Source organism: Ruegeria sp. BHSA163, assembly GCF_059613365.1.
On record NZ_JBXWSJ010000002.1, the window covers coordinates 160,458 to 182,814 of the forward strand.

General features: G+C 51.9%; 24 protein-coding genes. 15 read left to right on the plus strand and 9 right to left on the minus strand.

Going from position 1 to position 22,357, the window contains the following annotated elements; genetic code table 11:
* Nucleotides 1-118 precede the first annotated feature (118 nt).
* The 8 genes from AC2FNV_RS02070 to AC2FNV_RS02105 all read left to right on the plus strand — a co-directional run bounded on the left by AC2FNV_RS02070 (nt 119) and on the right by AC2FNV_RS02105 (nt 8,814).
* Nucleotides 119-904, plus strand: coding sequence for an N-formylglutamate amidohydrolase (locus tag AC2FNV_RS02070; RefSeq protein ID WP_170603854.1), 786 nt, complete (start codon nt 119-121; stop codon nt 902-904).
* Nucleotides 905-912: 8 nt separating this feature from the next.
* Entirely contained in the window at nt 913-1,485 is a 573-nt protein-coding gene (locus tag AC2FNV_RS02075) for a TRAP transporter small permease subunit (RefSeq protein ID WP_170603853.1), read from the plus strand.
* A complete protein-coding gene (locus tag AC2FNV_RS02080) occupies nt 1,482-2,801 on the plus strand; it encodes a TRAP transporter large permease (RefSeq protein WP_170603852.1) in 1,320 nt (439 codons plus the stop codon). Before AC2FNV_RS02075 ends, AC2FNV_RS02080 begins: the two co-directional genes overlap by 4 nt.
* A 51-nt stretch (nt 2,802-2,852) precedes the next feature.
* Nucleotides 2,853-3,887 carry a TRAP transporter substrate-binding protein gene (locus AC2FNV_RS02085; RefSeq protein WP_170603851.1) on the plus strand — a complete coding sequence of 345 codons (1,035 nt, stop codon included), beginning with the start codon at nt 2,853-2,855 and terminating at the stop codon, nt 3,885-3,887.
* 55 nt (nt 3,888-3,942) lie between these two features.
* Complete coding sequence (locus AC2FNV_RS02090) at nt 3,943-5,292, plus strand: glutamine synthetase family protein (RefSeq protein ID WP_170610307.1); 1,350 nt, start codon at nt 3,943-3,945, stop codon at nt 5,290-5,292.
* 97 nt (nt 5,293-5,389) lie between these two features.
* Complete coding sequence (locus AC2FNV_RS02095; protein WP_170603849.1) at nt 5,390-6,772, plus strand: aldehyde dehydrogenase family protein; 1,383 nt, start codon at nt 5,390-5,392, stop codon at nt 6,770-6,772.
* A 65-nt stretch (nt 6,773-6,837) separates the two neighbouring features.
* Complete coding sequence (locus AC2FNV_RS02100; protein ID WP_170603848.1) at nt 6,838-7,983, plus strand: iron-containing alcohol dehydrogenase; 1,146 nt, start codon at nt 6,838-6,840, stop codon at nt 7,981-7,983.
* Nucleotides 7,984-8,043: 60 nt separating this feature from the next.
* Nucleotides 8,044-8,814 (plus strand): alpha/beta hydrolase, encoded by a 771-nt coding sequence (locus AC2FNV_RS02105; RefSeq protein ID WP_170610305.1) that lies wholly within the window; start codon nt 8,044-8,046, stop codon nt 8,812-8,814.
* 20 nt (nt 8,815-8,834) lie between these two features.
* Here the strand turns inward: AC2FNV_RS02105 and AC2FNV_RS02110 are convergent, their stop codons facing one another.
* The 3 genes from AC2FNV_RS02110 to parE form a co-directional block, all read right to left on the minus strand.
* Nucleotides 8,835-9,116, minus strand: coding sequence for a hypothetical protein (locus AC2FNV_RS02110; RefSeq protein WP_170475901.1), 282 nt, complete (start codon nt 9,114-9,116; stop codon nt 8,835-8,837).
* A 540-nt stretch (nt 9,117-9,656) separates the two neighbouring features.
* Nucleotides 9,657-10,247 (minus strand): hypothetical protein, encoded by a 591-nt coding sequence (locus tag AC2FNV_RS02115; protein ID WP_496772260.1) that lies wholly within the window; start codon nt 10,245-10,247, stop codon nt 9,657-9,659.
* 10 nt (nt 10,248-10,257) lie between these two features.
* Nucleotides 10,258-12,216, minus strand: a complete 1,959-nt coding sequence (gene parE, locus AC2FNV_RS02120; RefSeq protein WP_170475897.1) for a DNA topoisomerase IV subunit B — start codon at nt 12,214-12,216, stop codon at nt 10,258-10,260.
* Nucleotides 12,217-12,388: 172 nt separating this feature from the next.
* Here parE and AC2FNV_RS02125 point away from each other — a divergent pair, with 172 nt between their 5' ends.
* Both AC2FNV_RS02125 and AC2FNV_RS02130 read left to right on the plus strand, forming a co-directional pair.
* The gene (locus AC2FNV_RS02125; RefSeq protein ID WP_170603844.1) at nt 12,389-13,207 is read left to right on the plus strand and encodes a class I SAM-dependent methyltransferase; all 819 of its coding nucleotides are present in this window, start codon (nt 12,389-12,391) and stop codon (nt 13,205-13,207) included.
* A gap of 131 nt (nt 13,208-13,338) precedes the next feature.
* Entirely contained in the window at nt 13,339-13,947 is a 609-nt protein-coding gene (locus AC2FNV_RS02130; RefSeq protein ID WP_170475893.1) for a carboxymuconolactone decarboxylase family protein, read from the plus strand.
* A gap of 25 nt (nt 13,948-13,972) precedes the next feature.
* Here AC2FNV_RS02130 and AC2FNV_RS02135 read toward each other — a convergent pair whose 3' ends face one another.
* The gene (locus AC2FNV_RS02135) at nt 13,973-14,845 is read right to left on the minus strand and encodes an alpha/beta fold hydrolase (protein WP_170603843.1); all 873 of its coding nucleotides are present in this window, start codon (nt 14,843-14,845) and stop codon (nt 13,973-13,975) included.
* 197 nt (nt 14,846-15,042) lie between these two features.
* On the opposite strand from AC2FNV_RS02135, the gene AC2FNV_RS02140 reads away from it, so the two are divergent.
* Nucleotides 15,043-16,407: an MATE family efflux transporter gene (locus tag AC2FNV_RS02140; RefSeq protein ID WP_170603842.1), complete on the plus strand. Its 1,365-nt coding sequence runs from the start codon at nt 15,043-15,045 to the stop codon at nt 16,405-16,407.
* A 1-nt stretch (nt 16,408) separates the two neighbouring features.
* On the opposite strand, the gene AC2FNV_RS02145 is transcribed toward AC2FNV_RS02140, so the two are convergent.
* Both AC2FNV_RS02145 and AC2FNV_RS02150 read right to left on the minus strand, forming a co-directional pair.
* Nucleotides 16,409-16,813 carry a hypothetical protein gene (locus tag AC2FNV_RS02145; RefSeq protein WP_170475887.1) on the minus strand — a complete coding sequence of 135 codons (405 nt, stop codon included), beginning with the start codon at nt 16,811-16,813 and terminating at the stop codon, nt 16,409-16,411.
* Between the two features lie 12 nt (nt 16,814-16,825).
* On the minus strand, nt 16,826-18,028 hold the full coding sequence (locus AC2FNV_RS02150; protein ID WP_170475886.1) for a pyridoxal phosphate-dependent aminotransferase: 1,203 nt from the start codon (nt 18,026-18,028) through the stop codon (nt 16,826-16,828).
* 91 nt (nt 18,029-18,119) lie between these two features.
* Between AC2FNV_RS02150 and AC2FNV_RS02155 the strand changes: the two genes are divergently transcribed.
* From AC2FNV_RS02155 to AC2FNV_RS02165, 3 genes are all read left to right on the plus strand, one after another.
* On the plus strand, nt 18,120-18,512 hold the full coding sequence (locus AC2FNV_RS02155; protein WP_170603841.1) for a helix-turn-helix domain-containing protein: 393 nt from the start codon (nt 18,120-18,122) through the stop codon (nt 18,510-18,512).
* A complete protein-coding gene (locus AC2FNV_RS02160; protein WP_367648104.1) occupies nt 18,509-18,766 on the plus strand; it encodes a succinate dehydrogenase assembly factor 2 in 258 nt (85 codons plus the stop codon). Before AC2FNV_RS02155 ends, AC2FNV_RS02160 begins: the two co-directional genes overlap by 4 nt.
* Before the next feature lie 77 nt (nt 18,767-18,843).
* A complete protein-coding gene (locus tag AC2FNV_RS02165) occupies nt 18,844-19,341 on the plus strand; it encodes a MarR family winged helix-turn-helix transcriptional regulator (protein WP_170603840.1) in 498 nt (165 codons plus the stop codon).
* On the opposite strand, the gene AC2FNV_RS02170 is transcribed toward AC2FNV_RS02165, so the two are convergent.
* The 3 genes from AC2FNV_RS02170 to AC2FNV_RS02180 are packed head-to-tail and all read right to left on the minus strand — an operon-like array spanning nt 19,335 to nt 21,180.
* Nucleotides 19,335-20,054 (minus strand): DUF1194 domain-containing protein, encoded by a 720-nt coding sequence (locus tag AC2FNV_RS02170; RefSeq protein ID WP_170603839.1) that lies wholly within the window; start codon nt 20,052-20,054, stop codon nt 19,335-19,337. The two genes, AC2FNV_RS02165 and AC2FNV_RS02170, sit on opposite strands and share 7 nt — an antisense overlap.
* The gene (locus tag AC2FNV_RS02175; RefSeq protein ID WP_437436808.1) at nt 20,051-20,755 is read right to left on the minus strand and encodes a DUF1194 domain-containing protein; all 705 of its coding nucleotides are present in this window, start codon (nt 20,753-20,755) and stop codon (nt 20,051-20,053) included. Before AC2FNV_RS02175 ends, AC2FNV_RS02170 begins: the two co-directional genes overlap by 4 nt.
* The gene (locus AC2FNV_RS02180) at nt 20,752-21,180 is read right to left on the minus strand and encodes a VOC family protein (protein ID WP_170603838.1); all 429 of its coding nucleotides are present in this window, start codon (nt 21,178-21,180) and stop codon (nt 20,752-20,754) included. The genes AC2FNV_RS02175 and AC2FNV_RS02180 overlap by 4 nt, the downstream gene beginning before the upstream one ends.
* Before the next feature lie 178 nt (nt 21,181-21,358).
* Between AC2FNV_RS02180 and thyX the strand changes: the two genes are divergently transcribed.
* Nucleotides 21,359-22,270: an FAD-dependent thymidylate synthase gene (gene thyX / locus AC2FNV_RS02185; RefSeq protein ID WP_170603837.1), complete on the plus strand. Its 912-nt coding sequence runs from the start codon at nt 21,359-21,361 to the stop codon at nt 22,268-22,270.
* The last annotated feature ends 87 nt before the right edge of the window (nt 22,271-22,357 follow it).

Here is a 22,357-nt window from a genome sequence, read left to right on the forward strand (position 1 = left end):
ATCACTCCCTAGTTTGCAAAGGCCGGTTTGTCCATTTTTTGACATGAGAGGCAAGCCTGAATAAATTTGTACAGGAAAAATATTGACAGGTGAACATCCAATGTAGAGATTTTTCCGCATGAGCCAGATGGAATCGCATCAAGGTAAGTCAGGGTATGGCCCGGTCGTGCACAAAGTGTCCGCTCAGGGTGCGCCTTCGATTGTGGTGGTGTGTGAGCATGCGTCTAATCGGGTACCTGGGTTTCTGGATAATATGGGGCTGAGTCGTGACGCGTTGCGCACCCACATTGCCTGGGACCCCGGAGCGTTATCAGTAGCACGCGGCATCGCAGGTAGCATGTGTGCTTCACTAGTTTTCGGCGGGGTATCGAGGCTGGTTTATGACTGTAACCGCCCGCCTGATGCCGATGACGCGATGCCGTCTCAGAGCGAGGATATCACAATACCGGCGAACGCGCGTATGACCCAAAAGGAAAAGTCGAATAGAGTTACCGAGGTCTACCACCCTTTTTTTTCTGTTCTTTCTAACGAAATCGCAAAAAACCGCGAAACCTTGGAGTTGATGGTTACAATACACAGCTTCACCCCTGTCTTTCGCGGCAAGACACGCACGGTCGAGTTGGGTCTCTTGCACGGAAAGGACGCGCGGTTTGCTGAGGCAATGTTAGCGAACCGTCCCGTACCACAGCCTTACACCATCCGGTTGAACGAACCGTATTCTGCGGTCGACGGCGTTGCGCACACTTTGGATGTACATGCGGTTCAAAACGATCTGCTGAATGTAATGATAGAAATCCGAAACGACTTAATTGAAACGCCCCAACAACAAAAGACTATGGTTGACTGGTTAACGCCGTGGATTGGGCAAACGCTCGCTGGTTTGAACGAAAGGCGCTCAGCGTGATCGGATTTATGGCCAGATATGTCCGGATCGTGGACGCGGTAAATTACCGGGTTGGCCGCGTTATGATGTGGGGTCTTTTTGTGATGATGGGGATCTTGTTGTGGTCCTCAGTATCAAAGACTTTTTTTACACCATCTCTTTGGACGCTGGAAATGGCGCAGTTTGCTATGGTCACCTATTACATTGTAGGTGGGCCATATTCGATCCAATTAGGGTCCAATGTGCGAATGGACCTTTTTTACCACAATTGGAGCCCGCACAAAAAAGCGTGGTTTGATGCGTTCACTGTGCTGCTTTTGATTCTGTATTTGGGCGTATTGTTTTACGGAGGCATGGGTTCCACCGCTTACAGCCTAGGGTATTGGGGCGATGCGCCGTTTTCATATTTCACGGGGCTTTTGACTGGCAATGAGGAAATTGGACGCCTGGAACGCTCGTCCACGGCGTGGCGCCCATACATCTGGCCAGTCAAAGTCATCATGGTCTTCGGCTTTTTTCTGATGCTGCTTCAAGCGGTTTCCGAATTCTTCAAAGACATTGCCCGAATAAACGGGCAGGAAATCGGGGTCAGGCGGGCATGAGCCAGGAATACATCGCCATTTTCATGTTCGCGCTAATGATGCTGATGCTCTTTACGGGTCAACGCGTCTTTGGCGCAATCGGGGCTGTGGCGACAATTGCGGCGTTGGCGCTGTGGGGCACTGGCGGGCAGGACATAACGTTTTCTGCAGCGATGAAGCTGATGAAATGGTACCCGCTGCTGACATTGCCGATGTTCATTTTTATGGGCTACGTGCTTAGCGAGAGCCGTTTGGCCGACGATCTTTATCGCATGTTCCATGTCTGGATGGGGCCAGTGAATGGCGGTCTGGCCATAGGCACAATTGGCCTGATGGTATTGGTCTCGGCGATGAATGGTCTCAGTGTGGCAGGAATGGCCATTGGCGCGACGATAGCTTTGCCCGAACTTTTGCGGCGAGGTTATGACAAGACAATGGTGACGGGAGTCATTCAGGCCGGTTCAAGCTTGGGGATACTTGTTCCGCCATCGGTGGTGTTGGTTTTGTACGCGATGATTGCGCGCCAGCCCGTTGGTCAGCTTTGGTTGGCTGGCATCGTACCGGGGTTGATGATGGCGGGCATGTTCATTCTTTACATTTGGATTCGCTGTCGAATTCAACCGCATCTTGGTCCTGCAATGGAGGACGTGCACGAAGTAACGCAAACCGAAAAAATACGGCTGCTTGGGGCAGGGGCGCTGCCGCTAATCATTTTTGCCGCGATGATGGTGCCTTTCGTGAACGGGTGGACCTCGCTTGTAGAAAGCTCGGCCATCGGTGCGCTGACTGCTCTTGTTATTTCTGTCCTAAAGCGTCGAATGACGTGGAAGATTTTCGAGACATGTACCAAGCAGACATTGGCGATTTCCTGCATGTTCATGTGGATCATTTTGGCCGCGCTTGGGTTTGGTGCTGTGTTTGATGGTCTGGGTGCTGTGAAAGCCATCGACAATCTTTTTACAGAGCAGCTCGGTCTTTCTCCCTGGATGATCCTGATCCTGATGCAGCTAAGCTTTATTGTAATGGGGACATTTCTGGATGATACGGCGATGTTGGTTATCGTGGCGCCATTGTATGTGCCGTTGGTCGGAGCACTGGGCTTTGATTTGATTTGGTACGGTGTTCTGTACACGATCACCACGCAGATTGCCTATATGACGCCGCCATTCGGTTACAACCTGTTCCTGATGCGTGCGATGGCCCCACCTGAAATCGGGCTCAATGACATTTATCGGTCGATCATACCGTTTGTGGGCGTGATGGTTTTGGCCTTGATCATAATAATGGTTTTTCCGGAGATCGCTCTTTGGCTGCCCGGATACATTTATGGAAACTAACAAGAATGCCCGGCGAACGGGTGCGGGAACTTTAACGGAGAGGAAATTGACATGACGACAAGACGTAAGTTTCTGAAAACAGCTGGGGTTGGTGTGGCTGCTGCCCCCTTGGCAGCGCCAGCATTGGCGCAGAGCACGATAACATGGCGGATGCAGACCTATGCCGGACCTGCACTGGCGGCGCATGTGATCGATCCTGCAATCGAAATGTTCAACAAGATCGCCGGTGACAGGATGCAGATCGAACTGTTCTATGCCGACCAACTGGTTCCTACGGGTGAACTGTTCCGTGCCATGCAGAAAGGCACGATCGACGCGGTGCAATCTGATGATGACTCGATGGCTTCGCCGACAGAGGTTACGGTTTTCGGGGGATACTTCCCATTTGCTTCGCGCTATTCTCTGGACGTTCCGGTGTTATTTAATCAATGGGGCCTGAACGAGATCTGGGACGAAGAATACTCCAAAGTCGGCGTGAAACACATCAGTGCTGGCGCTTGGGACCCGTGCCACTTTGCAACAAAGGACCCAATCAACTCGTTGGAGGATATGAAGGGCAAACGTGTCTTTACATTCCCAACAGCTGGCCGTTTCCTCAGCCAGTTCGGTGTGGTTCCAGTAACTCTGCCGTGGGAAGACATTGAGGTTGCTGTTCAGACGGGCGAGTTGGATGGTATCGCGTGGTCGGGCATCACCGAAGACTACACCGTCGGTTGGGCAGATGTGACCAACTATTTCCTGACCAACAACATCTCGGGTGCTTGGGCGGGTCATTTCTTTGCCAACATGGACCGTTGGAATGAATTGCCCGAAGATCTGCAGACCCTGTTCAAAGTGTGCTGCGATCAATCGCATTATTATCGCCAATGGTGGTATTGGGGCGGTGAGGCCAACCTACGTGTGAACGGAACCAAGATGCAGCTCACCACCATTCCAGACGAAGAATGGGCAACTGTTGAAGAAGCCGCTGTGAAGTTCTGGGATGAGATAGCCGCTGAATCTGAGACTAAAGCCAAAGTCGTCGATATCTTCAAACGCTATAACGCCGAAATGCTCAAGGCGGGTCGGCCATATCGCTACGGCTGAGACGAAACGGGGCAGGCGAGGGCGCCTGCCCTGAAACTCTGGGAATGAGGCTTAAATGACGCTGGACGATCTCAAGACGCAGGTGGCAGCTGGTGAAACTGATACAGTGCTGGTCTGCATGGTCGATATGCAGGGGCGCTTGATGGGCAAGCGGTTCCACGCTGGCCACTTTGTGGCTGGGGCTTGGGAAGAAACCCATTGCTGCAATTACTTGCTAGCCACGGATATCGAGATGGGTACACCGGACGGATATGCCTCGACCAGTTGGGAAAGGGGGTACGGCGACTACGTAATGAAGCCCGACCTTGGCACTCTGCGCCCGGTTCCGTGGTTGGATGGCACAGCGATGGTAATGTGTGATGTGTTGGATCACCACACCCACGAAGAAGTTCCGCACGCGCCCAGGTCAATCCTGAAAAAGCAGGTTAATCGACTGAAAAATATGGGTTTAGAGGCAATGTGTGCTACAGAGCTGGAGTTTTTTCTTTTCGAAAAAAGCTTTGACCAGATCCGAAAGGAAGGCTTTCGCGATCTGGAACCTATTTCGGGTTATAACGAGGACTATCACATACTTCAGACCACCAAAGAAGAACATGTGATGCGCCCGATCCGCAATCATCTATGGAATGCGGGTATACCGGTAGAAAACTCTAAGGGTGAGGCCGAGACAGGACAGGAAGAGCTGAACATCAAATATGCGCCAGCGATGGCTACAGCTGAATACCACTCAATCGCCAAGAACGCGGTAAAGGAAATCGCGTGGCAGCACGGCCATGCCGCCACGTTTTTACCGAAATGGCATCACGACAAAGTTGGTAGTTCCTCACACGTGCATCAATCGCTTTGGTTGGATGGGCAGCCAGCGTTTTACGACAAGTCTGACGATCTGGGCATGTCTGCACTAATGAAAAACTACATGGCTGGATTGCTGAAATACGCTGCCGACTACACCTATTTCATGGCGCCCTACGTCAATAGCTACAAGCGCTTTATGAAAGGCACCTTTGCGCCTACAAGAATCATTTGGTCGGTAGACAACCGAACGGCTGGTTTCAGACTTTGCGGGGAAGGAACAAAGGCAGTCCGGGTCGAGTGCCGCATCCCGGGTTCCGACATGAATCCTTATCTTGCGATGGCAGGGATGCTGGCGGCAGGTATCGCCGGCATTGAGGAAAAGCTGGAGTTGCAACCGCCAGCCAAGGGCGACGTTTATCAGGGAGAAACTGGTATGATCCCTGGAAATCTGTGTTCTGCAAGGGATGCGCTCAACGATTCCAAAATGCTGCGGTCAGCGATGGGTGATGAAGTCGTAAACCATTACGTTCGCGCAGCCGAGGTCGAAATCGAAGAGTTCGATCGCGTAGTGACGGATTGGGAGGTGGCCAGGGGGTTCGAACGGGCGTGAGCTCTGATCAGGTATTCGGGCGCATCCTTTAGCCTCGGGCACAGTTTTTGGACATGGTGACGCAGTTGATCTGCATTTTTTTGATAATGGAGAGACCATGGGTCAGGTGTTAAAATGCATTTCGCCGATTGACGGATCGGTTTATGCCGCGCGTAACGTTCTGTCCCGAGATGAGGCGTTCGAGATCGCGTCAAATGCACGTGCTGCACAGCCAGCATGGGCGGCGCGGCCGTTGAGCGAACGGATTGATCTCGTGATGGCTGGCGTTGCCGCCGTCGGCGCGATGAACGAGGAAGTTGTGCTGGAACTGGCGCATATGATGGGCCGTCCTGTCCGTTATGGTGGTGAGTTTGCGGGGTTCAACGAGCGCGCAAGCTATATGGCGGAGATCGCAGACTCTTCTCTCGCTGATATAGAGGTCGGAGAAGACGAATCTTTCAGACGCTATATCAAACGCATTCCGCATGGAGTCGTCTTTGTTGTCGCGCCTTGGAACTACCCCTATATGACGGCCATCAACACAGTTGCTCCGGCACTTATTGCGGGCAATACCGTCATCCTGAAGCACGCAACACAAACCCTTTTGGTGGGCGAGCGTATGGCAAATGCCTTCCAAGCCGCAGGGGTACCCGAGGATGTCTTTCAGAACGTTTTCTTAAACCATGACCTTACCAACGAGCTGATCTCAGGTAACGCGTTTGACTTTGTGAATTTCACGGGGTCCGTTGGCGGCGGCAAATCAATGGAACTGGCAGCTGCGGGAACATTTACAGGCGTCGGAACTGAGCTGGGGGGCAAAGACCCAGGATATGTAATGGACGATGCTGATCTGGATGCAGCAGTCGAAACCTTGATCGATGGGGCAATGTTCAATTCAGGGCAGTGTTGCTGCGGGATCGAAAGAATCTATGTCCATGAAAGCCTCTATGACGATTTCGTTGCCAAGGCGATTGAGGTGGTTAAAGGATACAAATTGGGCAACCCCCTGGACGCGGAAACGACGATTGGTCCGATGGCAAATATCCGATTTGCAGACGAGGTTCGGGCCCAGATTTCTGAAGCAGTCGCGGCAGGCGCAGTCGCGCATATAGACAGAATGCCGGAAGATGACGGCGGTGCATTTGTTACACCGCAAATCCTGACTGACGTGTCCCATGACATGCGTGTAATGCGGGACGAAAGTTTTGGTCCCGTCGTCGGCATAATGAAAGTGTCTTCTGATGAACAAGCGATTGCTTTGATGAATGATAGTGAGTTTGGGCTTACCGCATCGCTTTGGACCCAGGATTTGGATCGGGCAGAGCGCGTGGGAAACGAGATTGAAACTGGGACTGTTTTCATGAACAGGGCTGACTATCTGGACCCCGGTTTATGCTGGACGGGATGTAAAAATACTGGGCGCGGGGGCGGTCTGTCTGTCATTGGATATCATAACTTGACACGTCCCAAATCGTTCCATTTGAAAAAGGTAACGGGCTGAATTCTCCATTTTAGCCCGAAAAATCAATTCTTTAGGACACCGCAAAGCAAAAAAGGAAAACAGAAATGTCTCTTGTTGGAAACTGGTCTTATCCGACCACGATCAAGTTCGGGGCAGGTCGTATCCGGGAGCTGCCAGAGGCTTGTGCAGCGGCGGGTATGAAAAATCCTCTTTTGGTTACCGACAAAGGACTGGCAGACCTTCCTATAACGCAGTCAACGTTGGATATCTTAGAAGACTCTGATCTGGGCCGCGGTTTGTTTGCCGATGTGGACCCGAACCCCAACGAAAAGAACCTCGATGCGGGCGTGGCTGCTTATAATGCAGGCGGTCATGACGGTGTGATCGCATTTGGGGGCGGATCTGGGCTGGATCTGGGCAAAATGGTTGCTTTTATGTCCGGTCAAACACGTCCGGTTTGGGACTTCGAGGACATCGGCGATTGGTGGACCCGCGCTGATGCCGACGCAATCGCACCAATTATCGCGGTACCGACAACCGCTGGAACAGGCTCTGAAGTAGGTCGCGCCAGTGTTATTACCAACTCTCAATCCCATGCCAAGAAGATCATTTTCCACCCCAAGGTCTTACCGACGGTAGTAATTTGCGATCCAGAACTGACGGTAGATATGCCAAACTTTATTACCGCCGGTACTGGGCTGGATGCGTTTGCCCATTGTGTCGAGGCGTTTTCCAGCCCGCACTACCACCCGATGAGTCAGGGGATTGCTTTGGAAGGCATGCGCCTTGTCAAAGATTATTTGCCGCGCGCATATGCTGATGGAACAGACATCGAAGCCCGGGCACAGATGATGAGCGCGGCAGCCATGGGCGCAACAGCGTTTCAGAAGGGTCTCGGCGCGATCCACGCGATGAGCCACCCGATTGGTGCAGTCTTCAACACCCACCATGGCACAACCAATGCAGTGTGCATGCCTTCGGTGCTGGATTTTAACGCAACGGCAATTGCTGATCGCTTCCAAGCCGCCGCAGCTTACCTCGGCATCGGCGGAGGTTTCGACGGATTTCGTAAGTTTGTTCAGGACTTTAACGATAGCCTTGGCATACCTCGCGGACTGTCAGAATTGGGCGTGACCGAGGCGGATATCCCCGAATTAGTGCGGGGGGCCATCATAGATCCGTCTTGTGGCGGCAACCCGATTGAGCTGACCGAGGCCAATCTGACCGCTCTGTTCAAAGCTGCGCTCTAAGGCTCTTGCGGAACATCTCCCTCACCTTTCATACTGCTATGAAACGAGGGAGCATTTTCCATGGCGAAAGAGATTGTTCTGATCCACGGTGCATTTGCCGGACCGTGGTGTATGGCGGATTACGCTGGTTTTTTTCGCGACCGGGGTTGGACTGTCCATACGCCAGCGCTGCGATATCACGGTGGTAATCCAGAGGCCGCGCCTGATCCGGGACTGACTGATACCAGTGTCATGGATTATTCAAATGATATCGCGCAATTCGTGGAAGGGCTTGATAGCAAGCCGGTTATTTTAGGCCATGCTATTGCAGGCGTCGTGGCGCAGCAGGTGGCGTCTCGCGGGTTGGCCAGCGCAATCGTACTGATCAATCCCAACGCGCCGTGGGGCACTTTGCCAGAAACTGACGACGAACGTGCAGTTCCGCGGGCGCTGATGGAGGGTGGGGCGTTTTGGAAACAGCCCATGCGCGTTGAATTCGATCTGATGGCACCCTTTGCTCTCAATAAGATGCCCGAAGCGCAGCAGCATGAGGTCTTCGATCAGTTAGGTGCCGAAAGCGGGCGGGTCATGTTCGAGATGTTTTTTTGGATGTTTGACGACGACCATGCGATGAAGGTTGATATCGAAAAGGTCGATTGCCCGGTCTTGATCGTTTCGGGGACCGAGGATCGCGCAGTGAACCCTAATACCTGTCGTGCACTAGCTAAACTGTACGGAGACCGTGCCACTTTCTTGCCCGTAAAGAACCACGCGCATTTTCTGTTTATGGAGCCCGGCTGGGAAAAACCTGCCGGGCAAATTGTGGATTGGCTTGAAAACAAGGTAAGCTAAAATACTCACCTTTCAGCGGGTTACTTGTTCAACTGGAAAGTGCTCTGAGGTCGCCACGAGAGGGATCCGTCATCGTTGCGATGGCACCGCAACAACCGCTCCTCAATCTTGCTGACGGTAGAGGTCACGGTGTTATCACCCACAAGCAGGATAAATGAATCTGGTGAATAGGCCATACCATCGTAATAGCAAAACCGCGTCTCGGCACCGTCTGGAATGGGTGAAGCGGTGCTCAGCATCTGTTGCGCCGATGCATGCGAGGCCAGCAGGGTCAGGGCCAGCCCAAGGGTCAATGTCTTCATGTCGTCCTCCCGTTCGAAAGTTTGTTGTCGTTCAACTTGGGTCTTGGACGCTCGGAACCTCAAATATCGTTCTTGGTTGACGGTTTGAGGGTAAGTGTGAACGGGATCAACAGGTTAGGCAACGAGAATTTTGCGAACCGCGTGCCGAGACGTCCTGCGCCACCCAGATTTTTTATGATGCATGGCACCATGCACGAACCCGACCCGACTTCGAAGGCGGGCCCCTTCCGTACCCTCGTGGGTAGGGCGCGTGGGTAGTGTTGGCGAAAACGGTCGCATACAGTTCGCAATTTCATAGTTTGACCGGGTTGAATATCAGTCGTAAACCGACGCTCAAGTTCGGTTGGTTGTCTTCAAGGCTTACTCCATTGTTCCAGCCGGCTTACAAGTGAATCAACATCTGCTTTGATTGCACTATTCTTAATTTCCAACGGTCGAATGCAGATTCCGCGTTCACGAACATTTACGTCATTTCCTTCCGGCACCGACCACATGATATCCACAAGCGCGTTCAATAGAACCGTCCCCACTTTGTCTTTATCAGGCTCGGTAACGACAAACCGGTAGGCTCCGGTTATGACGTCTGCAATAGACGTTAAATGAGAATGTCCCATTGCTGTATTGTCGATGTGAACTATGCGTTTTAGTTTCCTTCTTGTTTTTTTGTTCCGACCATATCCCAAGCTTAAAGGCGTCTTTGAGGTAAGTCTTTTGTTTGTAGTCTTCCGATTTGTCGAATAGCGCTACGCCACCATCAACATTTTGTTCAAACATGAATTGTTCGAATTTATAAAGCAGGGTGTTGACGCCAAATTTAAGTTTTTTTTCATGTGGTTGTCGCTTTGCGATAACGTGAGGAACAACGTAGCAGCAAATCTTGCAACCATGTTTCGCGGCGGACGAAAGTATGCCGTTCTTAATTGCAGTGTGTTTACGACCTGAATACCCTTTGGGACTACTACCTGTTGAAAATTTCAAATCATGCTCTGAAGGAAATTCGTTTTCCTCTAATAGTGAAGCAACTTCGTCGGAAAGACTTTGAACATTTCTTAAAGGAAAAAATACACCAGTATAAACTAAGAATTCCTTTGAGCCATCTTGATCAGCCTCGTCGGCTACCATCAAATACAATTAAATCTCCTTAAACATCCAACTCTTCCACAAACCGCGCGTTCTCCTGAATGTATTGGAACCGCAGTTCGGGTTTTTTGCCCATCAGGCGTTCGACAAGGTCTCCGGTCTCACCGGGTTCGTCCTCGTCTATGGTGACCCGGATTAATTTCCGGGATTTGGGGTCCATCGTGGTTTCCTTCAGGTCCTTGGCATCCATCTCACCCAGACCTTTGAAGCGGGATACGTCAATCTTGCCCTTGCCGCCCAGACCTTTTTCCATCCACTCGTCACGCTCGGCCTCGTCCAGGCAATAGACGCGTTTCGCGCCTTGGGTCAGGCGGTATAGGGGTGGGCAGGCAAGGTACAGGTGGCCTGCATCGATCATCGGGCGCATCTGGGTGAAGAAGAACGTCATCAGCAGAGAGGCGATATGCGCCCCGTCCACATCCGCGTCTGTCATGATGATAATCTTGTCATAGCGCAGGTCATCGACATTGAAACGGGTGCCGAGACCCACGCCCAGCGCCTGCGTCAGGTCATTGATCTCGGCATTTGTGCCCAGTTTCGAACTGGCCGCGCCCAGCACGTTCAGAATCTTCCCGCGTAACGGTAGCAGGGCCTGAGTTTTGCGGTCGCGTCCCATTTTGGCCGAGCCGCCAGCCGAGTCGCCTTCGACAATGAACAATTCCGTACCGTCGCGGGTCTGCGAAGAACAATCCACCAGCTTGCCGGGCAGGCGAAGTTTCTTAGTGGCGGATTTGCGGGCGGTTTCCTTTTCCTGACGGCGTCGAAGGCGTTCTTCGGCCCGAAGGATGAGAAAGTCGAGAATCGATCCGGCGGATTTCGTATCGGCAGCCAGCCAGTTGTCGAAATGGTCACGAACCGAGTTTTCAACAAGCCGCTGCGCCTCGACCGTCGCTAGACGGTCTTTGGTCTGGCCCACAAATTCCGGTTCTCGGATGAAACAGCTGACCAAAGCGCAACCACCGGTGATCAAGTCATCGCGCGTGATTTGACCAGCTTTCTTGTTGTTGATCAGTTCACCGTACGCCTTAATACCCTTAAGGATCGCCGCCCAGAAACCCGCTACATGCGTACCGCCTTCGGGTGTTGGGACAGTATTACAATAGGACTGGATGAACCCATCGCGCGAGGGTGTCCAGTTGATTGCCCACTCGACCTTGCCGGGGGCGCCGAACTTTTCCTGAAAATCCACGGTTCCGGCAAACGGCTGATCGGCATAAGTGGACGATCCGTTCATCGTCTCGTTCAAATAGTCCGACAGGCCGCCAGGGAAGTGAAAGCTTGCCTCGGTGGGGGTTTCGCCATCGTCGATAGCTGATTTCCAACGGATTTCCACGCCCGAAAACAGATAGGCTTTGGAACGTATGGATTTGAAAAGACGCGCGGGTTTGAACCTGTGATGCCCAAAGATTTCTTCGTCCGCGTGGAAGGTAACTGTTGTACCGCGCCGGTTTGGGGCGGCCCCAAGTTTTTCGACCGGGCCCAGAGGGACGCCTCGCGAAAATCTCTGCTCGAACAATTGTTTGTCGCGAGCCACCTGAACAACCATCGAGTCGGACAAAGCATTGACCACAGATGCGCCAACCCCGTGCAAACCGCCTGACGTTTGATACGCTTTGCCTGAGAATTTGCCGCCCGCGTGCAAAGTGCAAAGGATTACTTCCAAAGCTGACTTGTCAGGGAACTTTGGATGCGGATCTATCGGTATTCCCCGACCATTGTCGCGAACAGTCAGTGCGTAATCCTCATGCAGCTCTACTTCGATCCTGTTGGCGTGTCCCGCCACGGCTTCGTCCATCGAATTGTCGAGGATTTCAGCGACCATGTGGTGCAGCGCACGTTCATCCGTGCCGCCGATATACATGCCAGGACGTTTGCGTACAGGTTCAAGTCCCTCAAGGACTTCAATCGAAGAGGCGTCATAGGCGGCAGTGGCTTCGGGCGTCAACAGATCGTCTGGCATGGGTGCTGCTCTTACTTATTTGTTTCCCACATTATGGCAGGTGATGTGGTCTGGGGGAAGGGGGGCGCGAGGTGTTGTGGATTTGTAACCGCAAAACATCATTTTCGACCTATGGGTCGTTTCCTGATAGCTTGGAAGGAACACTTCACCTTGATTGCATCGGAGACTTCATATGAGTACGAACGCTTCTGGATTCATTGGTGACATACCTAATCACTACGACAAGGGTCTGGGTCCAAATATTTTTGAGGATTATGCCAATTACCTTGTCGAAGCGTGTTGCAACGAAACAGTACTATCCGCGATCGAACTGGCGGCGGGAACCGGCATCGTCAGCCGAAAGCTGCGAGACAGCTTGTCTAACGAATGCTCCTTGGTTGTTACCGACCTTAATGGACCGATGCTGGACGTAGCAAAAGCGAAGTTTGGCGCGGGAGAAAGCGTAAAATTTTTAGTGGCAAATGCTATGGATTTGCCAGTTGAAAGCGCAAGTTTCGACCTCGTGGTCTGTCAGTTTGGCGTAATGTTCTTTCCAGACAAGGTTGCCTCGTTTCGCGAAGCCCTGAGGGTTGCGAAACCCGGCGGCCGCTATGTTTTCAACGTTTGGAGTCCAATGGAGGAAAACCCCTTCTCTAAAATGGCAAATGATGTAGCGGCGAGCTTTTTCCCCGATGATCCGCCGGGGTTCTACACAGTACCATTTCACTACGGCGATCCGAAAGTGGTATTGGCGGACCTGGCGAATGCAGGATGGCAAGAAGTCGAATATGAGACCATCCGATTGGAAAAGCTCATAAAGGATCCGGAATCTTTTGCCCAGGCCTTGGTGTTTGGCAATCCATTGATCGATGAGATAAAGGAACGGGGTCGCGTTTCACCCGAAGAAGTAGCCAAGAAAATGCTGGCTTCGATACACCGCAGTTTTGGTGCAACGGATATGAAAATGCCACTGTCTGCTACGACATTCGTGTGTCGCAAACATGGGGCCTGATTGCTTTGCCATCCTGCGAACCAGTAGATAACCTATTGTAAAAGCAGAATTTCAGAGATTGTATTGTCGCTGAATCTTCGGGGCGCAGTAGTGTTTTCTCAAAGCAGGCACTGGGAAAGAAAGGACATAGATTGACTTGGATAGAAACCATTCCTTTTGACAGGGCAACAGGCAAACTTAAGAAGCTGTACGACCGTATCACTGGCCCTGACAACAATGTCGATAATATCATGATGGCGCACAGCCTTCGGCCGCACTCGATGGAAGGTCATATGGCTATTTACAAGTCAGTCTTGCATCATTCTGGCAATAGGGTGCCCAAATGGTTTCTTGAGGTTCTCGGTGTTTGGGTGAGTTCGCTCAACTGCTGTTCCTATTGCGTCGAACACCATTTTAACGGGCTTCGACGTCTGCTAGCGGACGACCCTCGCGTTCGCGAAATTCGGATTGCGATTGAGGCCGGTGAGCCCGAGCAGGCACCGATAGACACGGCGCAGGTCAAGGCTATGAAATATGCGCGCAAGTTGACAACAGATCCAGCTGGAATGACCGAGGCAGACGTCGACGCTCTGCGCAAAGTTGGTTGGGATGATGGCGAAATTCTTGAGATCAATCAGGTTTGCGCTTATTTCGCCTATGCCAATCGCACGGTATTGGGTTTGGGATGTTCGACCGAAGGGGACGTGTTGGGGCTGTCCCCGAACAACTCCGATAACCCGGAAGACTGGGGTCACCGCTGAGCATCTCGTTTTGTTGGCTCAAAATTTACTTCAGCCAGTTAAAAATCTCTTTTGCGACCAAATCTGGTTTTTCGTGGTGAAGCCAATGGTCTGTGCCGGGAATTGAGACGCGAGTAAGGTTTGGCGCAAAAGTTTCCAGCCCTTCAGTTGATTCGGGTAGCAGGGCTATGTCATCGTCCCCCCAGAGCAAAAGATGTGGGCAAGGAACTTGCAGGCGGTTAATTGGCAATTCCGGTATATCGGTCTGCGGCTTTCCCGGTTTTGCAACAACAAGAGGCGAAGCACGGTACCAGTTCAACATAGCCTCAAGTCGACCTGGTCGAGCCCATTCATCGCGGTATTTGACCATTCGATCTTGAGTGAGCCAATCCAATCCCATGCCGTGACGAAAGAAATGTTCGAGTTTAGAAAAATTATCCTCTGACAGCGCAGCGGCGGCGTCGGGAGCCCGCAATCGATTGATGTATTGAGATGCTCGAGTTTGCGCCTTGCCAGCTGCTAATGCGCGTTGAAATGGCGCTGGGTGAACCCCATTCGCTACTATTAGGCGATCCACCAGTTGACCCCTGAACATTGCAAGGCCGTAGGCGACTGAAGCCCCCCAATCATGGCCCAGAACATTTACTGGTGATTTGAGGGTCGAAATCAGAGCCGCCATATCCGCGACAAGATGTGAAAGTGTATAGTTTTCTACGCCGTCGGGTGCCCAGCTTTGTCCATATCCGCGTTGATCAGGAGCAATGCAATAAAACCTATCGGCCAGAAACGGGGCAAGATCAGACCAGGCACCGCCGTATTCTGGAAATCCGTGCAGCATGAGTAGCGGAGGATTGTCTTCGCTTCCCCAAGTTCTGACAAAAAATGGCCGTCCGTTCAGATCGACGAATCTGCTGTCCATTGTTGGCCTTCAAATACTGTGTCGCGGTTCCGACGTTATTTCGTGATGTTAGTGTAAATCAACTTGGTGCAATCAAGCGACAGAACAGGTTCTGGAAAAACATGCTGCCTGTGAAACTTCGCAATAACGTAGTCTCAAATTGAAATTTAATCGATCTGCTCTTGTCCCGCGGTTTGGCCGGGAATATGGCTGAGACGATGAACAAGACCATGACATATCCCGGCCATTTCCGAGCCATTGCCATTTTGGGTTTGCCGTTGGTTGGCGGGCACCTAGCCCAATTCGCCATAGGACTTACAGACACTGTTATGTTGGGGTGGTATGGGGTCGAGGCTTTGGCTGCTGTGACCCTGGCTAGCAGCTATTTCTTTGTGCTTTTTTTATTCGGTGCCGGGTTCGGTTTGGCGGTCATGCCAATGGTGGCAACTGCTGCGGCGGAAGAAAATGAAACTAGTATTCGTCGCTCAACCCGCATGGGGCTTTGGCTTTCCCTTATTTACGCAGCACTAACGATGCCATTGCTCTGGTGGTCTCACCCGATTCTTGTAGCCCTGAAGCAAGAGCCACAGGTGGCACAAACCGCTTCGGAATATTTGCGTGTAGCAGGGTGGGGAATAATTCCCGCTCTACTAGTGATGGTTTTGAAATCGTACCTCGCCGCACTCGAGCGTACTCAGATCGTTCTTTGGATAACCGTCGCAGCAGCGTTGGTGAACGCTGTTACTAATTACGCGTTGATTTTTGGTAATTGGGGCGCGCCGGAACTGGGTGTTATGGGTGCTGCAATTGCCTCAGTCGTAACGCAAATTGTTTCCCTGCTTTGCGTGGTAATCTACGCGGTACGCGTATTGCCCGAACACAGCTTGTTTCAAAGGTTTTGGCGTCCTGATTGGGAGATGTTCGCAAGTGTTCTGAAACTGGGTGTACCCATCGGCCTGACGCTTTTGGCCGAAGTTTCATTGTTTGCGACTTCTGCCTTTATGATGGGGTGGATAGGTAAGGTTCCGTTGGCCGCTCACGGCATCGCGCTAAATCTCGCCTCGGCTACGTTCATGATCCATTTGGGGCTTTCTAACGCGGCTACGATCCGAGCCGGCAACGCTTTGGGTCGTCGTGACCGGGCACATCTGGAAAGAGGTGCAATTGCTGTGACGGTAATGTCATTGGCCGTGTCTATCCTGACGATTATCCTATTTTTGACCTGCGCCGAGCCGCTTATTTCCTTGTTCATGGAACCAGATAACCCGCAGCGCACACAGATTTTGGCGATCGGTTCGGGTCTTTTGGCAATGGCTGCTTTATTCCAGTTGGTGGACGGTGCACAGGTGATCGCGTTGGGTCTGTTACGCGGACTACAGGATGCGAAAATCCCTATGATAATGGCCGCGCTCAGTTACTGGGCTGTGGGTATCCCCTCGTCCTATTATTTTGGATTCGTTCAGGGGATGGATGGTATTGGAATATGGCTGGGTCTTGTGCTTGGGCTGGCATGTGCCGCGGTTTTGCTTATGGCACGGTTTTGGCTGCGCTCTGTCCGCACTGTCGCAGCCTCGGCAGGATAGGTTAATCAGTCTTTCGCAACCGATCCGCTTTTTTCCTTACAAGTACTGAGCGAAGGTCGTGCATCGCCATCAACAAGTTGTCTGTTATTTCTTCAAGCTGATCTTCCGTAGCCTTTGATTGCGCCCATTGCGCCGTCAAGTTCAGGTGATCGACAGCCCGATGGATATCGTCGATGTCCCTTCTTTCCAAAAGGTTCTTGCGGCTTGCCACCCATCGCGCGATTTCTGCGTTATCAGCCTCGGACAATATACGTTGCCCGTGTGGTTTGACCTCACCATTTCGAATGTTGATCACAGCAATCTGGTCCATTTCGATCCGACGCTGGCGATTTTCGGTGTCGATCTTGAAAACCACGGCGCCATTTTCACGTACCCGAAAGTAATATTCTGGCAACTCGGTTGACATAATAATACTCCGTCAGGTCAGTGCTGCGCAAAAGCGTTGAATCCGCAAGCAAGCCTCTTTCAGCGCTTCGTCAGAGGTCGCATAGCTAACCCGGAAATTCGGAGACAGGCCAAATGCCGCTCCAAACACGACCGCTACATCTGCTTCTTCCAGCAGGGCTGATGCAAAGGTTTCATCATCGACGATGACCGTCCCCGCTGGCGTGGTTTTCCCGATTAATCCCGAAATCGACGGGTAAACGTAAAATGCGCCCTCGGGTGTTGGGCACGAGATACCTTCCACTGCATTCAACATCTCCACGACAAGGTCGCGGCGCCGTTTGAAAGTTTCATTGTTCGGCGCCAAGAAGTCCTGTGTCCCGTTTAGGGCTTCGACTGCTGCCCATTGACTGATCGAGCACGGATTCGACGTAGATTGAGACTGAATTTTTCGCATCGCGGCTATGATTTCAACCGGACCAGCCGCATACCCTATACGCCAGCCAGTCATGGCATAGGCTTTGGACACGCCGTTGCACGTGAGAGTGCGGTCATAAAGACGAGGCTCAACTTCTGCCGGTGTGCAGAATTCGAAGCCATCATAGGCCAGATGCTCGTACATATCGTCGGACATGATCCAAACGTGCGGGTGACGCATCAGCACATCAGTCAACTCTTTCAACTCTGCCCTACTGTATCCGGCTCCGGTGGGGTTTGACGGTGAATTGAAGATGAACCACTTGGTTTTGGGTGTGATTGCTGCTTCAAGTTGATCTGCAGTCAATTTGAAATTGGTCTGAAGAGATGTTTCAGCAATCACAGGAGTTCCGCCCGCCAGAAGAACCATATCGGGATAGCTGACCCAGTAAGGGGCGGGAATTACCACTTCGTCTCCTTCGTTCATGGTGGCCATCAGTGCATTATACAGCGTCTGCTTGCCGCCAGTCCCGACTGAAATTTGTGCAGGTGTGTAATCAAGCCCATGATCTCGCTTCATTTTAGCGCAAGCGGCCTGTTTCAGTTCAGGAATTCCGTCAGGAGCGGTGTATTTCGTTTTTCCCGCTGCAATGGCTGCAACTGCTGCGTCTTTGATGTTCTGAGGAGTATCAAAATCCGGTTCGCCGGCGCTTAGACCAATGACGTCGCGCCCAGCGGCTTTCAACTCGGCTGCCTTTGCTGTCATCGCAATGGTGGGCGATGGTTTTACGCGTGACAATGTCGCAGACAGGAAACTCATGGGCGGCCTCGGTTTGTATGTTCAGCCTGACTGTCATAGGGTGCGCCCGAACAACGATCAAGCCAAAGAAAAATACGAGTTGGAGGCTCTGATGAGCACGGAAAACGACTGGTTCGGACCAGACGCAGCGACCTTTGGGGACAGGCTGGCCGGCGCACGTGAGGCTGCGGGAATGACCCAGTCGGATCTCGCTCGTCGGCTGGGGGTAAAAAAGTCGACTATCGCGGCGTGGGAAAATGACTTGTCCGAACCACGCGCGAATCGCCTTTCAATGATGGCGGGCATGGTCAATGTTTCGATCATGTGGCTATTGACCGGCGAAGGTGAAGGAATGGACGAACCCTTCGATGCCGATGAAGAGCGACCGGAACTGGCAGGCGTCGTAGCTGAACTACGTGCGATCCGCGGCGAGATGCGGGCAAGTGCTGAGCGAGCCGCCCGACTTGAGAAAAAACTTCGGCTGATGTTGGAAGAGACAAAGTGAACGAAACCAGAGAGACGCGGATCAAGCGCATGAAGATGCGTTCGATGCGGCGCGGTATTAAAGAGATGGATTTGATTCTGTCTGCTTACGCTGATCGAAACCTGCAAAATATGGATGCTGTGGGGTTGGCGAACTATGACGCGCTTCTGCAAGAAAATGATCAAGACCTTTATCAATGGGTGACCGGACAAACCTCACCACCTGAACAATTTGTCGATTTGGTCGCAGACATTTCAAAGACATTTCAAAAATAATGCAAAATTGGCTTAACTGAATTTTGGGAATTTCCTCTCATCCTGCCTGAAACAGTACGATTGAATCGGAGGGTTAGATGAGTATGGAAATGCAGGTTTCAGTGCCAGGAACTAAAGGGTTCATGACCAGCTATCTTGAGTCGCTTGCTTTGGTAGAGCGTCTGCACCGTTTGCTTTTGGATGTCATCAAGGATGAATTCGAGCGCGTCGGTGTGTTGGAGATCAACGCTGTTCAGGCCTTATTGCTGTTCAACATCGGTGATCATGAGGTAACAGCAGGGGAGCTGAAAAGCCGTGGATACTATCAGGGCAGCAACGTTAGCTACAACCTGAAAAAACTGGTGGAAATGGGTTATATGCATCATCAACGATGCGAGATTGACCGCAGGTCAGTCCGGGTGCGGCTTACGCCTAGAGGACGTGAAATTCGTGACGTTGTTGCAGAGCTTTTTGCCCGTCATGCAGAAGGTCTGCAAAGTCGCGACGTATTGGGCCCCGAGGTGATAGATGAGATCACTGGATCGTTACGCAGAGTCGAACGATATTGGACCGATCAGATCCGGTATATTTATTGATTTGGCAAGCTGAGCTGTGACAGGCTCAGCCCCTTAAGTTCACGGATCAGTTTGCGGGTCATTGCTGCCTCGTAGTCGTCAAATCCCAGCGCCACCTCAATAAACGCGTTGGGACCCAAAATAACCCATGTTTTGTAGTATGCAGAAAGTTCTCCTACTTGAACGTAGCGTTTATCGCCATTGTTCGGATCATCGGCTCCGACCACCAGTCCGTTTATCGTTATTCCGGCCGTTTGAAGTGCAGATTTGACTTCGCGCGGGTGCGGTCCGAGATTGTGCTTGCCGTCACCGGACAGGTCCAGCGTACGTTTCCAACAGTTACCTTGATCTGCAAGAAGGTTGGCTCCGAAAAGCATTGCCGACCCAACAGCAGTGCCAAGCGGTGCGTTGCTACGTGGCGATGCCTCCAGCGTTTGCGCAATTTTCAAAATGTCATCTGGCGATTGAACAGTGGTCCATTCTATCAAAACGCGTTGGTGTCTTGGTTCGCTCCATTCAAAAACCGCCAATCGAACTGGTGCCTCGGGGTTTGACAGGATCAGTTGCATAACCTCTGGCTGTCGCATCGCGGCGGCTAACCCGTTCAGTTGTAAACGATATTCGGACCCATCTACTGAACCTGAAACGTCCAATCCTAAAACCAAGGCCTGGCGGCATTGGGCGGACAGAGATCCGGCCAAAAGGCAGAGGAAAAGAACCATTATCCGCATCATTGAACCGTCGTTTTCCGCATCTCGCTTAGCTGAAAACTCTTCAACTCACGCTCTAATTTGCGGCGCATGGCACGTTCGAAATCTTGAAATCCGTCAGCGATTTCAAGAAAGGCTCCGGCGCCGTGCAGGACGTTTTCCCGAAAGAACGGAATAAGATCGATCTCGCCTTCGAAATCTGCAGCATTTATGACCAGCCCATTGACCGTGATGTTGTGAAATGGAAAGTGTCGATATGCGATTTGCGGCGCATAACCATCGTTATTCTTGCCGTCACCAGAAATATCTATGGTTTGATACAAGCACATAGGTGCGCGCTGCATAAGTGTCGCGCCGTACGCCAAGGCATGGCCCATAGCGGTCGGAGAGTCCTGCGCTGAACGTTCTGACGCGCTGATCTTTTGAGCGACGAATAGAAGGTCATCCTGGGAATCCACCAAATGCCAGTCCAACAGCAAAGTTTGGTTGAAACTCCCTGACCATTCGTAGACTGCCAAAGCTACCGGTGATGGATTCGACAAAAAGGCGTCAACAACCTCCGGAGCGATCAGGGCTGCAGCCAAGCCGTGTCTTTGTAATGCGTCTTCCTGGGCATCTACTGACGTCGAAATGTCAATGGCTAGCGCCAGCGCGAGGCGACATTGTTCGGCTTGGACCGGGCCGGCCAAACCGACCAGCCCAATGGTTATCAATCTGGGAATCACCAGTGGCCGACGCTTTCCATGCTCACCCAAGGCTCGGCCGGTGCTAACGAGTCGCCATTCTGTAATAGCTCGACTGAGATATTGTCAGGCGAGCGAACAAAGGCCATACGCCCATCCCGTGGGGGACGGTTGATTACAACGCCATTGTCCTGAAGATGTTGGCAGGTCTCGTAAATATTATCGACGCCATAGGCCAGATGACCAAAGTGGCGGCTGTCGCTTGGCAAGTCGGCGTCACCATCCCAGTTGTAAGTCAGTTCGATCGGCGCATCCTCTTGCCCGGGTGGCGCCAGAAAGATCAATGAAAAACGGCCAGCTTCGCTGTCGTAGCGGCGTGTTTCCTTCAGGCCAAGCAATTGGTAAAAAGCAAGGGATTTCTCTAGGTCCTTCACGCGAACCATAGTGTGAAGATATTTCAGCCCCATCGTGGCTTTCCTTATGTCAATTTAGATTGGTTGCAGCTTAGCGCGCAGCGGGAGCGTGTCGAGAGGGCAAGGGAAATACAATTTAGATGTTACTTCGCGAGCCGCACATATCGCGGTTTCGAAGGCGCTTGTATCGATATATAGTGGTCGGCGACTCATTTCTGGAAAGGACCGTTTCATGCTGCTGTCTTCCGAGCAATTAGCCGAAATCGAAGAACAACGTGCGCAGGTGACACAAACCCGCCGCGTCGTTTCTGAGGGTATGGAAGACCACCTGTACACAGCGCATCAGGTTCTGGATCACGGATTTGTCCGCGTAATCGATTATATGGGTGACGACGCTGCAATCTGTCAGGCTGCTCGGGTGTCATATGGCAAAGGCACAAAGTCGGTGCAGAATGACGAGGGGTTGATCCGCTATCTTATGCGGCATTGGCATTCGACACCGTTTGAAATGTGCGAAGTCAAGTTGCACGTCAAGCTGCCGGTCTTTGTCGCTCGTCAATGGATTCGCCATCGTACTGCTAATGTGAACGAATACTCAGCGCGGTATTCGATACTTGACCGTGAGTTCTATATTCCGGCGCCGGAGCACATTGCCGCGCAGTCTGCGGTTAACAACCAAGGCAGAGGGGAGATGTTAACCGGCGAGGAAGCCGCACGTGTTCTTGAGATACTCAAAGCCGACAGCTCCCGCTGCTATGATAACTATGAAGCTATGATCGGGCAGAACGGGCAGCAGGGTCTTGCGCGCGAACTTGCTCGGATGAACCTGCCTGCGAACATCTACACGCAGTGGTATTGGAAAGTGGATCTGCACAACCTGTTCCATTTTCTTCGCCTTCGCGCAGATCCGCATGCTCAGTACGAGATTCGGATTTATGCTGAAACCATGTGCAAAATAGTGGCGGATTGGGTTCCTTTTGCTTACCGCGCCTTTGAAGACTACCGTCTCGGGGCGGTGAATCTATCCGCACAGATGGTTTCATGTTTGCGCCGGATGCTGTCAGGTGAAGAGGTTACTCGGGAAAACTCTGGAATGACTGCGCGAGAATGGCGAGAGTTCGAAGATGTGATTCGAGAGAGCTGATTTCGCATATCATTTGTCTATACGTTTTGTCATGAACCTGTTACATTAGGTTTATGAGGACATACAAAGTTTTCACGTGCTTACTCC